The organism is Methylocapsa aurea, from assembly GCF_000746085.1.
GTDB lineage: Bacteria > Pseudomonadota > Alphaproteobacteria > Rhizobiales > Beijerinckiaceae > Methylocapsa > Methylocapsa aurea.
Genome location: NZ_JQKO01000020.1, coordinates 47114 through 63783 on the forward strand (window position 1 = coordinate 47114; position 16670 = coordinate 63783).

The 16670-nt window shown below is 60.7% G+C and carries 11 protein-coding genes and 1 pseudogene; 6 read left to right on the plus strand and 6 right to left on the minus strand.

All coding sequences use genetic code 11. The annotated features are described in order from the left end of the window. Window positions 1–125 precede the first annotated feature (125 nt). From DL86_RS19345 to DL86_RS13555, 3 genes and pseudogenes are all read right to left on the minus strand, one after another. A complete protein-coding gene (locus DL86_RS19345) occupies window positions 126–764 on the minus strand; it encodes a tyrosine-type recombinase/integrase (protein WP_084572916.1) in 639 nt (212 codons plus the stop codon). A 232-nt stretch (window positions 765–996) separates the two neighbouring features. Next, window positions 997–1083: pseudogene (locus tag DL86_RS20300) on the minus strand (IS5/IS1182 family transposase); the annotation flags it as partial. 187 nt (window positions 1084–1270) lie between these two features. Next, window positions 1271–2944 carry a SulP family inorganic anion transporter gene (locus DL86_RS13555; RefSeq protein ID WP_036262465.1) on the minus strand — a complete coding sequence of 558 codons (1674 nt, stop codon included), beginning with the start codon at window positions 2942–2944 and terminating at the stop codon, window positions 1271–1273. Between the two features lie 239 nt (window positions 2945–3183). Here DL86_RS13555 and DL86_RS13560 point away from each other — a divergent pair, with 239 nt between their 5' ends. Beyond that, window positions 3184–3441, plus strand: a complete 258-nt coding sequence (locus tag DL86_RS13560) for a hypothetical protein (RefSeq protein WP_156964648.1) — start codon at window positions 3184–3186, stop codon at window positions 3439–3441. Between the two features lie 147 nt (window positions 3442–3588). Here DL86_RS13560 and ppk2 read toward each other — a convergent pair whose 3' ends face one another. After that, window positions 3589–4440 carry a polyphosphate kinase 2 gene (gene ppk2 / locus DL86_RS13565; RefSeq protein ID WP_036262470.1) on the minus strand — a complete coding sequence of 284 codons (852 nt, stop codon included), beginning with the start codon at window positions 4438–4440 and terminating at the stop codon, window positions 3589–3591. 130 nt (window positions 4441–4570) lie between these two features. Here ppk2 and DL86_RS13570 point away from each other — a divergent pair, with 130 nt between their 5' ends. The 4 genes from DL86_RS13570 to DL86_RS19915 all read left to right on the plus strand — a co-directional run bounded on the left by DL86_RS13570 (window position 4571) and on the right by DL86_RS19915 (window position 10820). Further along, the gene (locus DL86_RS13570; RefSeq protein WP_245276375.1) at window positions 4571–5782 is read left to right on the plus strand and encodes an HlyD family secretion protein; all 1212 of its coding nucleotides are present in this window, start codon (window positions 4571–4573) and stop codon (window positions 5780–5782) included. After that, entirely contained in the window at window positions 5779–8523 is a 2745-nt protein-coding gene (gene rbbA, locus DL86_RS13575; RefSeq protein ID WP_036262472.1) for a ribosome-associated ATPase/putative transporter RbbA, read from the plus strand. The genes DL86_RS13570 and rbbA overlap by 4 nt, the downstream gene beginning before the upstream one ends. Before the next feature lies 1 nt (window position 8524). After that, on the plus strand, window positions 8525–9709 hold the full coding sequence (locus DL86_RS13580; protein WP_036262474.1) for an ABC transporter permease: 1185 nt from the start codon (window positions 8525–8527) through the stop codon (window positions 9707–9709). A gap of 856 nt (window positions 9710–10565) precedes the next feature. Then, entirely contained in the window at window positions 10566–10820 is a 255-nt protein-coding gene (locus tag DL86_RS19915) for a hypothetical protein (RefSeq protein WP_156964649.1), read from the plus strand. A 108-nt stretch (window positions 10821–10928) separates the two neighbouring features. On the opposite strand, the gene fdxA is transcribed toward DL86_RS19915, so the two are convergent. Together fdxA and DL86_RS13590 are read right to left on the minus strand one after the other, a co-directional pair. Next, complete coding sequence (fdxA, locus tag DL86_RS13585; RefSeq protein WP_036262476.1) at window positions 10929–11306, minus strand: ferredoxin FdxA; 378 nt, start codon at window positions 11304–11306, stop codon at window positions 10929–10931. A gap of 512 nt (window positions 11307–11818) precedes the next feature. Beyond that, window positions 11819–15313: an FAD-dependent oxidoreductase gene (locus DL86_RS13590; RefSeq protein ID WP_036262478.1), complete on the minus strand. Its 3495-nt coding sequence runs from the start codon at window positions 15311–15313 to the stop codon at window positions 11819–11821. 719 nt (window positions 15314–16032) lie between these two features. On the opposite strand from DL86_RS13590, the gene DL86_RS18815 reads away from it, so the two are divergent. After that, window positions 16033–16431, plus strand: coding sequence for a transposase (locus DL86_RS18815; RefSeq protein WP_202899209.1), 399 nt, complete (start codon window positions 16033–16035; stop codon window positions 16429–16431). Window positions 16432–16670 lie beyond the last annotated feature (239 nt).

The window sequence follows — 16670 nt, forward strand, 5'->3', positions numbered from 1 at the left end:
GAACGTCAGCTTCGGGGCGGCGGCGCCGTTTGGACCGAAGGGCCGGGACGGGCGCACTTCGGAGCACGCATTTGCAGGGATAGATGGAACTCCTTGGCAAGGAGGTCGAGGAGTTCCTTGAATCGCTACACCTCCGTGCCTTCCGCAAGGGCGAGCGCATCCTCTACATCGACGCCGAGGTATCGAACGGTGCTTTCGATTTTAGTATGCCCGAGCAATATTTGCACGGCACGCAAGTTGCTTGTCTGTTTATAGATGATGGATGCCTTGGTTCGGCGAAGCGAATGCGTCCCATAGTCCTCCCGGCGTAATCCGATCCCGGTTACCCATTCGTCGACGAGGCGAGCATATTGCCGCGTGCTGATATGATCGGCTTGATCGATACGACTTGCAAAGACGAAGTCGTCGAGCGCGCCGCCGCGCCATTCGAGCCATGCCAGAATACTGCCGCGAGCAGGTTCAAGGAGCTCGAACTGAACGGGGCGACCGGTCTTCCGCTGAATAACGGTCGCGCGTGTACGAACCCGGCCGCCGCTGACGAGGTCGCTGATCTTGATCTTGACCTTGACAACGTCACACCCGCGGAGCTTGGCGTCGATTGCGAGATCGAACATCGCCCGGTCGCGAAGCCGCTGCTCTCGATCGAGCCAGAACCTGATGGCCCGGACCTGTTGTGGCTTCAGCGCGCGTTTCGCGCCAAGTTTCCGACCTGCATTCCATGGACGGCGCTCTTTGGCGCCCGGGTCGTATTCCGAGTGTCCCATCGCCTTTCGCCTCTCGGCCCTAATTGGCCAAGAGGAAAACTCGGCGCCCTCACGCTCGACACCCGAGAACTGGCCGTAGCGGCCAGACCGCTTTGGGTCAGCAACCTCGAATAGCCGACCTTCTGTTGGTCGGTAAGAGCGTGTTTAATAATGGCTCAGTGAACGATGCGTCGCCATAGAGGCTGCGGAGAGCGACAAGGACCATCGCCTTGGAGACGTCGATCCGCTTCTAATAATCGCGGACGAGGTGCCGCCAGCGGGTCATCCAGCCGAACGTGCGTTCGACGACCCATCGGCGGAGCAAAACCTCGAAACCCCTTCTGGCCGTCGACGCATTTGATGGATCTACATCGCAAGCTTGAATCGCGCCGGCAAAACGTCCGCAATCTCATTCTCAAACGGTCTTTCTTTAGCTGGCCACGTGCAGGAAAAAAACCTGCATCAGGAGCATTGCCAAAAGCGGGCGTCCAACGAGCGATAAATCCGCGTCATCCTCCTGCAAGAGTTTACTTAGAAGCGCTGTCGTTTGTGAATGCAGTGGACGCCTCTTCGAGGTCTTCGAAGATCATCGGCTTTCCGATCTTCTCCAGCAGGCCGGCCCGTTTCAGAAGATCCATGGGTTCGCTGTGCAACTCGGCTATCCCGAATGCAATGCCACGCTCGGCAAACATGCCGCACACCTCGTCGAGCATTGCCGCCGCCGTCGAATCCACTTGGACGATGGCGCTGGCGTCGAGCACGAACCAACGCGTATCGGACAAACCGTCCGCGATAGCCGTGAGGCGCGCCTTCACATAGTCAACATTGAAGAAGAGAAGACTGCCCTCGATCAAGCAAATCGCCAGTCCTGGGATCGGTCGCGCTGGCTTTGACCTGTGCATTTTGTAGAAGCCATGTTGGCCTGGGATGAGGCCAAGCATCGCGTCGCGGGGCCGCATTTCCTTGAGCAGCGTGTACAAGAGGGTCGCCGCTACAGCGATTACGACGCCCTTCAGGACGCCAAGGCTAATCGGACCCGACATGCCAATGAGGGCGAAGACAAACTCCATCCGGCTGACGCGCCAGATCTCGCGCAGGCCCGCAAGATCAATGAGGCTGATTGCGGCGGCGACAAGAATTGCTCCGAGCGCCGGAACCGGCAAAACCCGGAGAGCGTCGTTCAAGTAGAGGAGCGCCGCCGTGAGAGTGAGGGCCGCAACGATGCTCGACACTTGTGTCCTGCCGCCAACAGTCATGTTAATGGCGGTGCGCGAATCGGAAACGGTCACTGGAAAGCCGCCAAATAGCCCCGATGCGATATTTGCGGCTCCAAATCCGACGAGTTCCGTGTCGGCGTCCACCGCGAACTTGCCGCGCGCGCCGAAACTGCGCGCCGTGACGATGCCTGAGCCGAAGCTCACCAGCCATATCGCCAAGGCATCGAGCAACAGCTCTCCCAGGGGCAAATTCATCACGTCAGGAAGGGAAAACGTAGGCAGCGATCGGGGCAGGTTCCCCACCACCGCCACACCCATCTTCTCAAAGTCGAAGATCGCAGAGGCCGCGGCTGCAATTACAATAACGACTACTGGTCCCGGCACCGGCGAGCGCCAAAGGGTCATGAGCTGCAGAATGACGAACATCGCGATTCCGATCACAACGGAAAGCCAGTGGATCGATCCTGCTTTTTGGAAGAGCTCGACGAATGGCGGGAAAAGCCCCTCGGATTCGATCCGCAAGCCAGTCAATCGTCCGATCTGACCTACAAGGATCGAAATTGAGACGCCGCCGATGAAGCCGACAAGGATTGGTTTCGACAAAAAGACGCCGATTACGCCGAGATGAAGCTTGCTGGCGACAATACAGAAGATGCCGACGGCCAGCGCGAGCGCCGAAGCCGCGGCGAGGCGGTCGGCCGGCAGATTCATCGAGGCATCTACGAGTGCGGCGGCCAGAACGGTCATCGTCGGCGCGTCAGGACCAACAATCAACTGACGCGACGGGCCAAGCAAAGCGTAACCGACAAGCGGGAGAATGCTTGAATAAAGCCCTGCCTCGGGCGGTAGACCGGCGATCGCTGGATAGGCGATCGCACTTGGCACGGCTACCGCTGCGACGGCGAGGCCCGCCGTCGCGTCTCGACCGAGCCACTCGGGCCTGTAGCCCTTAAGGCTCGTCAGGATCCCAAACCGGGCGAACATTGCTTGAGCTCCGGCGCGGACTCAGCTGCTTACGCAAGCCGGGCCCTCTGAAGGCGCCTGTTGCCTTATCCGCAAATCCAAACGTATCCGATGGGGCTCGCGCGCCAACAGGAACCGACGCCGTAGGGCCACCATCGGCCACGCCAGAAGCGCCGTCCTGTCCCATACCAGACGCCACCGTAATAGCGGCCGCCAATGCGATGGCGACCCACCGCTGCGCCGTGGGCGCCGTATCCGCGATGCATGCCGCCGCCACGAATGCCATATCCGCGATGGGCTACGCCCACCCCGCGATGATAGCCATGTCCACCGCCAGCGACACCCATCCCGCGGTGCCCGGCAAACCCACGATGCCCACCACCCCTTCCGCCTCCTCCGCCGAACCGCACAAAATCGATATCGGGGGTGGATGTGGCGGTGGCCGCGCCGAGGATTTGTGGCGCAATGGGGAACGCGAGGACCGGATTGAAGTCGGCGATCGCCAAGGCGAGGCTTAAGGCAAGAGGAAACAGCTTGATCCTAAGCATGACGAGACTTCCTTCAGAAAGATAAGTGTAAACGCGGAAGAACGGGAGCGCAATAACCCGATTTTGCTTTTACGTTCACGACAAACAACTGTCGACCAACGATCATGCGAAAATGCTTCATGCGGAAACCCATTCCAATTCCGGCACGAGCTTATAGGGATAATTCGGGTCTTTGTAGCCGTGCGTCTTCCGCCGCTTCGGCAGTTTCGGCTTGTCTCGCGGCAGATCTTCATAGGGGATCTGCGACAGGAGATGCGAGATAACGTTGAGCCGCGCGCGTTTCTTGTCGTCTGAGCGCGCGACATGCCATGGCGCCCAGGGCGTGTCAGTCGCCTTGAACATGTCGTCGCGGGCTTGAGAATAGTCAATCCAGCGATCGTAGGATTTCAGATCCATAGGCGACAATTTCCAGATTTTTCGTGGATCGTTGATGCGCGCCTCCAGGCGGCGAGTCTGCTCCTCGGGACTCACTTCCAGCCAATATTTGATAAGCACGATGCCCGATTCGACGATCGCCTTTTCCATTTCCGGCGCGACTCCGAGAAAACGCTCGACCGCCTCCATCGAGCAAAACTCCATGACCCGCTCGACTCCGGCGCGATTGTACCAGCTTCGATCGAAGATCACGATCTCGCCCGCGGCCGGCAGATGGGGGACGTAACGCTGCATATACATCTGCGACTTTTCTCGATCCGTCGGCGCGGGCAGCGCAACGACGCGAAAGACGCGCGGACTCACGCGGTCGGCGATCGCCTTGATGACTCCTCCCTTGCCGGCGCCATCTCGGCCTTCAAAGAGGACGCATATTTTGAGGCCTTTGTGCACGACCCAGAGCTGAAGCTTGACAAGCTCGGCCTGGACTCGCGCGAGCTCGCGTTCGTAAGCTTTGTTGCTCAGCTTGCCCTGAGGGGTCGGTTCATCTTCGCCACGCGTCTTGTAGCCGTTCTCACGATTGTCTGTCGCGCTCATCGCTTTCTCCCCACTTGGATCTTTACAACATAGGCGCGTCTGCCTAGTAGAAAAGATGCCGTGGGCGACCGATGAAGGCGGCGGCTGCAAATTGCAACGTTCACTCCGAATTGCGAAACGAGGACGGCGGTTGTCCAGATTTTCGGTTCCGGGTCCCGCCGGCGTGACGCCGGAAGCGGGCATCATGCGCGGGAAAACCGCCATTTCCTTTCGTTTGCCCGCCGCCGCGGCCTTCGCCTTTCTGATTGGCCTCGGGGCTCCGCTTCCCTCGACTGGCGACGGAGGACAGTCGGGCAGCGACGCGTTCGTCTCTTCCGCGCGGGCTCAGTCCGGGATCCGCAATCTGATCTCTCGCTTGCGCCGAGAGAAACTGCCAGCGAGCATCGCTAAGACGAATGGCCGGATCGAAGCCACCCAAGTCGACGTCTCATCGAAATACGCCGGCCGCTTGGCCGAGGTCATGGTGGAGGAAGGCTCCAGCGTCACGCAAGGCCAAGTCATAGCGAGAGTCTTTTCGCCGGAATATGAAGCGCAGTTGCGCGCGGCCCAAGCCGATGTGCAGCGCGCCAAGGACGCGCTCATCGCAGCCGAAGCCGAAATTGTTGCGCGACAGAGCGCTCTCGAGTTCGCCAAATCCGACTACCAGCGCGGACAAGAGCTCATGAAGACCGGGACCATCACAAAGCAGGCCTTCGAGCAGCGCAAGCGCAATTTTGATGCGGCCGACGCCGCGGTGAAGAGCTTCACCTCGCAGCGCGATCAGGCCAAGTCCTCGATCAAGAACTCGGAAGCCGAGGTCGAGCGAATCGAGTCGATCATTCAGGACCTCACGCTCACATCGCCCAGAAGCGGACGGGTGCAATATCAGCTCGCGCGCGCGGGCGAGGTTGTCGCAGCGGGAGCGCCTATCGTGACGATCCTTGACCTCACCGACGTCTACATGACCATTTTCCTGCCTGCCGCCGTCGCAAGCAGACTCGAGATCGGCGGCGAGGCGCGCATCGTGCTCGACGCGGTGCCGGATTATGTCATTCCGGCCGCCGTCAGTTTCGTCGCCGCTGACGCACAGTTCACTCCGAAGACCGTTGAAACCAAGGACGAACGCGCGAAGCTGATGTTCCGCGTCAAGCTTAAGCTTGATCCGCAGGTCCTGCGGAAATTCTACACGAAGGTGAAAACCGGGTTGCGCGGCATGGGTTTCGTGCGCACGGACCCGTCGACTCCTTGGCCGCACGACCTGCAAATCAAGCTCCCTGCGGATAAAGCGCCCAAGCCCGGGCGCGCCAAAACTGCAGCGCCGGAAGCCGAGGCGCCCGGCTCCAAATCCCGCGACGCCGAATGAGCAAAGAAAGCATCGCCAGGATCACGAATGTCTCGCACCGCTATGGCGCCTCAGTCGCGCTTGATGGCGTCACGATCGACATACCCGCGCGGATCATGGTGGGCGTCATCGGGCCTGATGGCGTCGGAAAATCAACTCTGCTGGCTCTGATTGCGGGCGTCCGCAAAATGCAGAGCGGCGAGATCCTCGTTTTCGACGGCGACGTCGCCGATCCAGACCATCTCTGGGAGATCCGCGGCCGGATCGCCTATATGCCGCAAGGCCTCGGCCGCAACCTCTATCCAACGCTGAGCGTGTTCGAGAACATCGATTTCTTCGGCCGTCTTTTCGGCCAGGGCGCGGACGAGCGACGAGCCCGGATCACCGACCTTCTGAGCGCAACCGGCATGGAGAAGTTCGAAGCCCGGCCGGCGGGCAAGCTCTCCGGCGGCATGAAGCAGAAGCTCAGCCTCTGCTGCGCGCTCATCAACGATCCGGATCTTCTCATCCTCGACGAGCCGACGACCGGCGTCGATCCGCTGTCGCGCGGCCAATTCTGGGATCTCATCAACAGCATCCGCGCGCGACGCCCGCAAATGAGCGTCATTGTCGCGACCGCCTATATGGACGAAGCCGAGCGCTTTGACTGGCTGATGGCGATGGACGATGGCAAAATCATCGCCACCGGCGCGTTGAAGGAGCTTCTCGCAAAGACCGGCGAGCCCAATCTCGACGAGGCGTTCATTGCGCTGATGCCGGAGGCCAAACGCGCTTTGCACAAGAAGGTCGTCGTGCGTCCGCGCGTGGCTTCGCCCGACGAGACTCCGGCGATCGAGGCGGAGGGCCTGACGCGGCAATTCGGCGACTTCATCGCAGTCGATCACGTCAGCTTCAAGATCGCCCGCGGCGAGATCTTCGGCTTTCTCGGCTCCAACGGCTGCGGCAAGTCGACGACGATGAAAATGCTGACGGGGTTCCTGCCCGCGACCAGCGGCTGGGCGAAGCTGTTCGGCCAGCCGATGGGGTCGAGCGACATGGAGGCCCGGCGCAACGTCGGCTACATGACCCAGGCCTTCTCGCTCTACGGCGAGCTCACGGTCGGCCAGAATCTGGAGCTGCATGCGCAGCTTTATCACTTGCCCCGGGAACAGATCGCAGGCCGGATCGCGGACCTCATCGAGCGCTACGATCTGAAGGCCGTCGTCAACGCCCGGCCGGACAGCTTGCCGCTCGGCATCAAGCAGAGGCTTCAGCTCGCTGTCGCCGTCCTGCACGAACCGGCCATTCTCATTCTCGACGAACCGACGTCGGGCGTCGACCCGATCGCGCGCGATTCGTTCTGGCGCACGCTGATCGATCTCTCGCGCGACGATGGCGTGACGATTTTCATTACCACGCACTTCATGAACGAGGCCGAGCGCTGCGACCGCATCTCGCTCATGCACGCGGGCAAAGTGCTCGCCGTCGGGCCGCCGCTGGAACTCGTCGAGGAGCGCGGCAGCGACTCGCTTGAGGATTGCTTCGTCGGATATCTCGCGGACGCGGCCGGGATCGATCGGTCGAAAAAGATCGAGGCCGCCGCGGCCGGATCTGAAACCGTCGAGGCGGAGGCGCTTGCGCCGCCGAGGCGCTTCGATCTTGCGCGGCTCTGGGCCTATGCGCGTCGCGAAACGGTCGAACTCCTGCGCGATCCGATTCGCATGGCCTTCGCTGTTGTCGGTCCGATCATTCTCATGTTTGCTTTCGGCTTCGGCATCTCCTTCGACATCGAAAACCTGCAGACAGCCGCCTTCGACCAAGACGACACGCCCCAGAGTCGCGAACTGCTTCAGGGCTTCGAGGGCTCGCGCTATTTCTCTATGCAGCCGCCGATTACGTCCGCCGAAGAGATGGAGCGGCGGCTCAAGAGCGGCAACACGCAGATCGTGGTGGAAGTGCCGCCCGGCTTCGGTCGCGATCTCTTGAGCAAGCGGCGGCCGGACGTCGACGCGACGGTCGACGGCGCCATGACGTTCCGCGGCGAGACGGCGAAGAATTATGTCAATGGAGTCGTGACGAAGCAAGGCGAGGAGCTTCAGCGTCAGCTGCGTCGACCTGGAACGGCGAACGCTTGGAGCAGCAACAATATCGAAACCAGGTTCCGCTACAATCAGGCCTTCCTCAGCGTGAACGCCATGGTGCCAAGCGTGTTCATGCTGATGTTGTGTCTTATCCCGGCGATCATGTCGGCGATCGCGGTCGTGCGCGAAAAGGAGACCGGCTCGATCGCCAATTTCCGCTCGACCCCGATCACCAAATTCGAGTTCCTCATCGGCAAGCAGCTCCCTTATGTCGCCGTCGCAATGATGAATTTCGTCGTCCTGTTCCTCATGGCGATCTTCGTTTTTCGCGTGCCGATCAAGGGGCCATTCCTCACTTTGCTGATCGGGACCTTCGTCTATGTTTTTGCGACGACCGGCTTTGGCCAGCTCATTTCATCCTTTGTGCGCACCCAGGTCGCGGCCGTCTTCGCGACGGCTATCCTTTCGATCGTTCCGGCGGTGAACTTCTCCGGGCTCTTCGCGCCGGTCTCTTCCCTGTCCGGAGGCGCCAAGATCCTCGGGCTATCCTTCCCGTCGGCCTGGTATCAACCGATCACGGTTGGCGTGTTCGCTAAGGCCCTCGGGATGCTCGACCTTTGGCGCAACGTCGCCGCGATAACAATCATCGCGCTCGCGTTCCTCGCCCTTTCGCTTCGCCTTTTGAGCAAACAGGAAGCGTGAGATGACGTCGCTCCCGGCTCATCCGACGCCCCATCTTGCTGAATCGAGGCCTCTGTCCTTCGCCGATCATGTCGTCAATATCTACCGCCTCGTGATCAAGGAATTGCGCAGCATCCGGGCCGATCCGACGATGTTGATCCTCGTCGTTTACGCGTTCAGCATCTCAGTCAACACGGTCGCCACGGGGGCGGTGACCGAAGCGACCAATCTCTCGGTGGGCGTCGTGGACGAGGATGGCTCGGACTTGTCGCGGCAGATCGCCGAGGGGCTGAGGCGTCCGACCTTCCAACCGCCCGTGCAGATCACGGCGTCGGAAATCGACCCGATGATGGATCAGGGCAAGCTCCTCTTCATCGTCGAGATCCCGCCCAATTTCGAGGCGAATATCCGCGCCCAGCGCAAGACCGGCATCCAGATCAACGTGGACGCGACGGCGGTCGCTCAGGCCGGCAATGGCGCGAGCTTTCTGAGAACCGCGATCGCCAACGAGATCCAGGCGTTTATCGCCGGCAAGGAGGGTGCGAGGGCAACGCCGATCAATCTTGTCCTGCGCGCAGCTTTCAATCCGAACCTGAAGACCGCCTGGTTCTCGGCAATGACGCAGGTCATCAACCAGATCACGCTTCTCACCGTCATCCTGACCGGCGCCGCCCTGATCCGCGAGCGCGAGCAGGGCACGGTTGAGCACCTCCTGGTCATGCCTGTCGTGCCGACGGAGATCATGCTGGCGAAGATGATCGCCAACGGCCTCGTCATCCTGGTCGCGGCGATGTTTTCTCTGCAATTCGTCGTGCACTGGTGGATCGGCTCGCCGATCGCCGGATCGCTGCTGCTGTTCCTGGTCGGCGCGGCGATCTACGCCCTTGTCGTGGCTGCGCTTGGCATCATGCTCGGCACACTGACGACCACGATGGGCCAATTTGGATTGCTGGCCATGCCGGTGCTGATGGTTACCCAATTGCTTTCCGGCAGCAGCACGCCGATGGAAAGCATGCCGGTCTGGCTTCAGCACGTCATGCAGACGATCAGCCCGACGCCGCATTTCGTCTCCTTTTCGCAGGCGGTGCTGTTCCGCGGCGCCGACGTCACGCTCGTCTGGCGTCCGCTTATTGCGATGATCATCATTGGCGCGGTCTATTTCGCCGTGGCGGCGCGCCGTTTCCGTCGGGTGATTTTCGGGGGCTGATCCCGGCGACGACAGAGCCGGCGCGGGCGATCGAGCCGCGCTCGTATTCGCTTCGACGCTTGATGTCGTCCGTCCAGGCGGCAGCGTGAACGAAGGCAGCGCGGTCGCGCTGATCGGCTGGCGCACCGTCGACCCATTGACCGAAACCCGGGTTTAGCGAAGCGGGGCGACGACCAACCTTACGGCGGCCGGCGCGGGTGGAGCTGGCTTCGCCGCAATCAGCCTGGCCATGCGCTTCGATCCTACGGCGCGTCAGGCGTGGAACGTCCGGGGCCGTCGGCGTCGGATGTACGATGGTGCGCAAAAAGCAGGGCGACAGACTCGCGGGGCGCGGGCGCCCCTCAAGACAGATGCGGATCGCAAAGCCACGATCGGCGGCGCCAGGATCACCGGCCAATCGGTCAGGAAATAGGCGGCGAGGTCTATCTCACTTTGCGCCGCGTCGATCCGCGCGATGTTGATATGCTCGAGGTTCTCGGAAGGCTTTGCTTGGCCTGCCCCTCTGGGGTGATCCCGGTTCACTGTTAGTTTAAAACTTCTCCAGACCGTTACGCCGTTATCGATCTTGATTAGGAGGCCTAGAGCCGGATGACTTTGGACGGAATCGCAACGCGATTCCGTCCAAAGTCTGAATCCGCCTCTCCTCCAAGAGTTAGAGCATGATGTCGTCCGAAAACCGGTTTCCACTTTTCGGCATCATGCTCTAAGAATAGGCGACCCCGTGCGGCCGCCGGAACACCCGACTCAGAACCGGGCTTTTCCGGGCCACAACGACACCGTCATACAGACCGCGTTTATTCGCAGGCTATCGGTGTGCTAACTACCGCGTGATAAGACATCATCATTAGGAGTCCGCGTGGGTCGATTACTATTCGAAGGGGTTTCAGACGGCCGTCGCCGCAATATGCAGGCGAATAAAAGCAGGGACACCGCGCCGGAAATTGTGGTCCGCCGACACGGCGCACGCTTTGGCGTCATCCCAGCTGAAAACAATGGCATGTCTGAAAGCTTCGTCAAAACCCAGAAGCGCGATCACGCTTGCCTTGCGGTCTTGCCGGACGCAGGTGCGATCCTTGCCAACTTACCCGGCTGGTTCGAAGAACTATTGTGAGATTCACCCGCACGCTGGCCTTCAAGTTCCAATCGCTTCGGGAGCTCATCTGTCTTAGTGCTTAACTCAACCGGCCAGGCGTCCCGTCAAACGGGGTGCACACCATATTCACTCAGCCTTTTTCTTTTTGGTGGGTTTGGCGCCTTTAGCGCCACCTTCACCCGGATCCGCTGAGAAATAGGCCTCATATTTATTCTTCTTGCCATCGAATTCCGCAGCCTCTGGCAGGGCCTTACGTTTGAACGCAAGATTTGGCCAGATCTTCGCCATGTCGGCGTTGAGCTTGGGGAAAATACCAAGGTTCTTGGCAGTATCGGCCTTAATCGCTTGGGCCGGACATTCTGGCTCGCAAACACCACAGTCGATACATACATCCGGATCAATGACCAGCATATTCACGCCCTCGTAGAAACAATCGACGGGGCAGACCTCCACGCAGTCTGTGTATTTACATTTAATGCAATTATCGAGCACGACAAAGGTCATAACTGCCTCCCGGTGGCGCACTCGGTCCGCGCCAACGTGATTATCGGTGTGCTAATCCCTTTGCAGGGCCGCCGCAAGGACGTTGCGTGCTGCCTTAAGTTAAACGCCAGCCGTTGAGACTCGCAAGCTGTTTTTTTCGTCAGGGCCGCCAAGTTTTTTCTGTGTCCTTAAAGGGGGCGAGTTTGCGGTGGTCAATTCTTGAAATAGGAGTTTTTGCTTCCAGATAGGCATCGCGTCGAAGCCCCGGTGCGACGACCCGCAAATGCGGAGCTGCCTTTCAAAGTGCGATCGTCAGTATGTCTCCCGGGACAACCGAATGCGCCGCAGCTTTGATCCTGATCGACCCCCATTAACGGGTCCAGTTTCAATGTTAGTGCATTGATGGCCTCGGGGCCAGCGCGGGCGGCGTAGCTGGTCGGCATTGCGAAGCTGCCTGCGCGGGGTCATGGCGGGCACGAAGACCTCGGGCGCGGGCGCCCGCAATCAGCGAAGCGCCGGCCTGAACTCCGCATTCACTCAGCTGCGAGGTGCTCACGCCAGCCCAATTGACGCAGAGCCCGGTCGATCCATAACTTTGTCAGCTTCTCCTGCACGTTGTTTTGCGAGAGACGTTGGCGAAGGCTGGCGAAATCGACACGGTCGAGCGCCTGATCCTGGTTGAAGCAGGAGAACACGACCGTCTCGGCCCCGGTGCTCGGATCGCGATGAAGCTGGAGACATTGCCCGCAGATTTCTTTCATCGCGCATTGCATCGGCGAGTTGATCGATCCGATCGCGGCGTGAGACGCTTTCAGCAGCGGCTTCAACACACCATGCCGCGCCTTGGCCACGGCGTTCATCATGCCGTCCGACCCGATCGCAATGATGCGATCGACCTCGTCGAGCGGGATCGCCGGCGTACCCAGCTTACCCGATCCATAGGCCTCGATCGCTTCGACAATATTGCAGACGATGGTCGAATCCTGCGGCCGGGTCGGTTTGAAGCCGGGGGCTTCGTCCGAGCACCACACGATGACATCGGCCGCACGCTCGATCTCTTCGATCTTGTAGCGGTCGATCAGACGTTTGTAGCCGGCGACATAGATAACCTTCGATCCCGCCGCGCGAAGCGCTTGCCCGATCGAGAACAAGACCGCATTGCCGAGACCGCCGCCGACAAGCAGCGCGGTCTCAGCCGGCGGCGTTTCGGTCGGCTCGCCCGTCGGTCCCATTAAGATGACAGGCTCGCCCGGCTTCAAATGCGCGCAGAGGTCCGACGAACCACCCATTTCGAGGACGATCGTCGACAGAAGACCCTTCTCCTTGTCGACCGAAGCGCCGGTCAGCGCTAGGCCCTCCATCATGAGCGTCGTGCCGCCGGTACGGGGCGCCAAGGCTTCGAAGTTCTGCAAGCGATAGAATTGTCCCGGCTCGAAGGCGCGCGCCGCGAAGGGCGCCCGGACCGTAACTTCGACGATTGTCGGAGTCAGGCGTTCGACCGATTGCACGGTGGCCCGCAACCCCTCGTTCATCGCCGCGGCGAGGATCGCCGGCGTCACGACCGTATGCGGAATCGACGTCATTTTATGGCTGACGACCGGATAGCCCAATTTCGCGCTGGCCATGGCCTTCACGACATTGCCGGCGAAGCTCGGATGCAGGTCGCCGAAGAAGCTCACGGCTCTTCCGTCGAGCCGCGCGCTCATCAACACATCAACGGTGTCGGGCTTGCAGGATTTTTCCGGGCTGACGGGCGAGCCGTCCTCGCCGTAGGCCTGGAAATAGCGGCCGTCGAGGACGACATTGTCGGGGTCTTCGCGGCCGAGCACCGTGTTTGGCTGGGTTCCCGCCGCCACGATGATGCAGCGCGCGGGCAGCGCGACCTGCTCGCTGGTTCCGTCGGCCGCTTTGCGCGATACAACCAGAGCTTCCGCCGCGCCCCAGCGGTCGACCTTGACCTGCTCGGGCGTGAGGCCCTCCGCGAAGCGGATGCCTTCCTGCATGGCCAAAGCCACTTCTTCATGGTTCAGGGTATAGCTCGGCGCGTCGATCAGACGGCGGCGATAGGCCAAAACCACGCCGCCCCATTGCTCCAAGAGATCAGTAATACGAGGCTTCCGTCCTTCCGCCGAAGCGGCCTTGCGCTCCTGCCGGATGGCTCTCGCATGTGTAATGAATTCGTCGGCGATCTCTTGCTCGGCCGGCGACCAGACTGAACGGACCAGTGACTCGCCATGTTCGGCGACAAGCGTTTCGTAGCGGACCAGGAATTTCTCGACCTGCACGGGATAGTAGGCCAAGGCCTCGGTGCCGGCATCGATCGCGGTCAGGCCGCCGCCGATCACCACAACGGGCAGGCGGATCTGCAGATTGGCGATCGAATCCGCCTTGGCGGCGCCGGTCAATTGCAGGGCCATCAGGAAGTCCGATGCCTGCCGGACGCCGGGCGCCAAGCCATTCTTCATCGGGATCACTGTCGGACGCCCTGCCCCTGCGCAAAGCGCAATATGATCGAAGCCGAGTTCGAAGGCCTTATCGATGGTCAGCGTGCCGCCGAAGCGAACGCCGCCGATCATGGTGAACTGGCTGCGGCGCTCCAACAGCAGGCGAATTATCTTCAGAAAGTTTTTGTCCCAGCGGACAGTGATGCCATATTCCGCGACACCGCCGAAGCCAGCGCCGGACCGCGTCTCTAACGGTTCGATCAAGCCCTTCACGTCGTAGACCGGCTCGAACGGCACCCGGAGGCCGTGTTTTTCGACGCCGGACAAAGCCGGATCGAGCGGCTCGATCTTCAATCCATCGACCGCGACGATGCTGTGACCTTCGTTCATCAAATGATGCGACAGCGTGTAGCCCGCCGGTCCGAGACCGACGACAAGCACTTTGTAGCCGGTCTCCGCCTTCGGCACAGGACGGCGAAGATTGAGTGGACTCCAGCGGGTCAGCAGCGAATAGATCTCGAAACCCCAAGGAAGGGACAGCAGTTCCTTCAGGGTTTGCGTCTCGACCTGCGGGATGTCGACCGGCTCCTGCTTTTGGTAGACGCAGGACTTCATGCAATCGTTGCAGATGCGGTGCCCAGTTCCCGCGCACATGGGATTGTCGACCGTGACGATCGCGATCGCGCCGACCACGAAGCCGCGTGTCTTCACCAGATTCATCTCGGAGATTTTTTCTTCGAGCGGACAGCCGTTGAGCGGCACGCCGAAAGCGCTGCCCTTGAAGCCTGGCTTTTCCTTGTCCTTCAATCCGGTGGAGCAGCTGTCCCTACCCTGCTTGTGGCACCAGATGCAGTAATTGGCTTGATCGAGCGCGCCGCGCAGATCCATGCCGTGATCGGTCAGCGCGAAGCCTTCGCGATGCCGCCAATGGTTTCTTGGCAGATGCGCCTGAATGACGCCGTCGACCACTTCGGTCTCGATCGGAACGAGATGTTCGGGATTGAGCTTGTGCGGCACTTTGAACAATACGCCGGACTTGTGAATCGCGTGGCCTGCTTCGGAAAGCGTCGCCCAGGCGGCGTAGCTCTCCGCTAGGTCAAGCGCAGCTTCGTTCGCTCCGTCGTCGGCGTCGAGCCACTTCTGCACGTGGGACGCGTAGCTGAGTTCGGTGAGCGGTTCGCCGAACAGCTTTTCGAGGTCGGCCCGGACCGCTGGTCCGTCGATAGCCTCGGCCTCTTCCGGCTCGACGCCTTTGACCGCACGGCGCTGTACGAACAGCCGCTTGACCGTATAGATCGGCGCCAGTTCATCGTGGCGCGCCCGCATCGCCGAAATCTCGCCGGATATTCCGAAGAGCCGGCCGATAAAGTCCTCGACATGCGGCGCCACGTCTATGATCAGATCCGACTGGCTTTTGGCGTCGAGGGACGAGGGGTCCGCACGTCCGGCCGCCAAACGATCGTGAAGCGCAACGTCGCTTTCGGCCAGATGTTTGATGAACGCCTGATCGATCGCAGCCGTCCCGTCGACGGTATAGAGCTGCTCAAAGCTAAAGCCCAGTCCGAGATTAAGCTTATGCGCCATTCAAAATCCTATCGGCGAGAGAGACGGTTCAGTTTGCCGAAGCTCGAAATGCATAATTCAAACCAGATCCTCTGCGGCGGAATGTAGCAAAGTCCGAGGTTTGGGTACAAGCCAAATGCGGCTCGATAAATTGATGTACAGCCGCCCTGTCCTTTGTCGAGGTTGGCGTTAGATGCGAAGCGGGACAGCCCAAATAGCCCGCGCGCCGCGTCCTTCATTCACTATTGAGGGGGGTTGCTTCATTTTGCGTGGTTAGTATTGTTCAGGTGCCGCTTTCTGGCATGATCGGGCATGGAAAAGAAAGCGAAATTGTCGTTTGGGCCGGGTATCGAGGCGCCTGGAGTCGAAGTTTTCGAGGGACGCCGGCTTGTGTCGGCCCAGGGAACCGGGGCGCGATCTTGCCCGAGTTGCGCGATGCAATTGACGTTGAGGCACAGTTGGCGCGTCCGGCGCCTGCACGATCTGCCGCTCCAGGGCGCCGGTGATCGTCCAGCTGCGGACAGGCCTCTGGAGACGCCGCAATGAGGAATGCGGGCAGAAAACCTTCGTCGAGAAGTTGACGGGCGCTGCCGCCTTTTCGCGGCGAACGCGCCGTCTCGGCAAGCTCGTGAGGCTCTTTGGTCATGCCGCTGGCGGCCGCGTCAGAGAAAGGCTGCTTGGGCGTTTGGGCATGGCGGCAACCGCACAACCGTTTTTCGGCACCTCAAGCGGCATCCGAGGTGAATGGCGGCGGCAATCCTCTCCGCGCCGTCGCCATTGACGATTGGAGCCAGCGCAACGGCTTCAACTATGGGACGATTGTCGTCGACCTGGAGCGCCGGACCGGCGTCGATGCGTTGGGGACCCGCTCCGCTGAGCGCACAACGGAATGGCTCGAGCAGCGCCCCGAGATCGAGATCGTCAGCCGTAACCGATGCGGGCTCTACGAGCAAGGCAGACGCCAGGGCGCGCCGCAAGCGCGGCAAGTCGCCGACTATGCCGCTCATATCGGAGGGCCGGCGAAGGCAATCACCCATATCTGGCTGTTGGCGATCACGCCTTTTCAGCGCCGCCGAGGCGCGTGCCGCTATTCCGACATCAGGGTCGAGACAGCCGACGGCGCGACGCACAAACTCTAAAATCGCCCAGATTCATGGTTCCGAAACGTCCGCGTTGGTCACGAAGGGACAATGGCACGTTTTTCGCTGCTGTCGGGATTGGGCGCTCCATCTACGTGAGCGGCTGCTTCGGAGAATTGGAAGGTGGTCTTGGAACGACGAGGTTGGGTCCAGACTGTGTAAAAAGGGCCCCAAATTTGCTAGAATCGGCTCGATATAAGAGGGCCGGTCATGGGGCGTTTCGTCGAGGGTGAAGACCG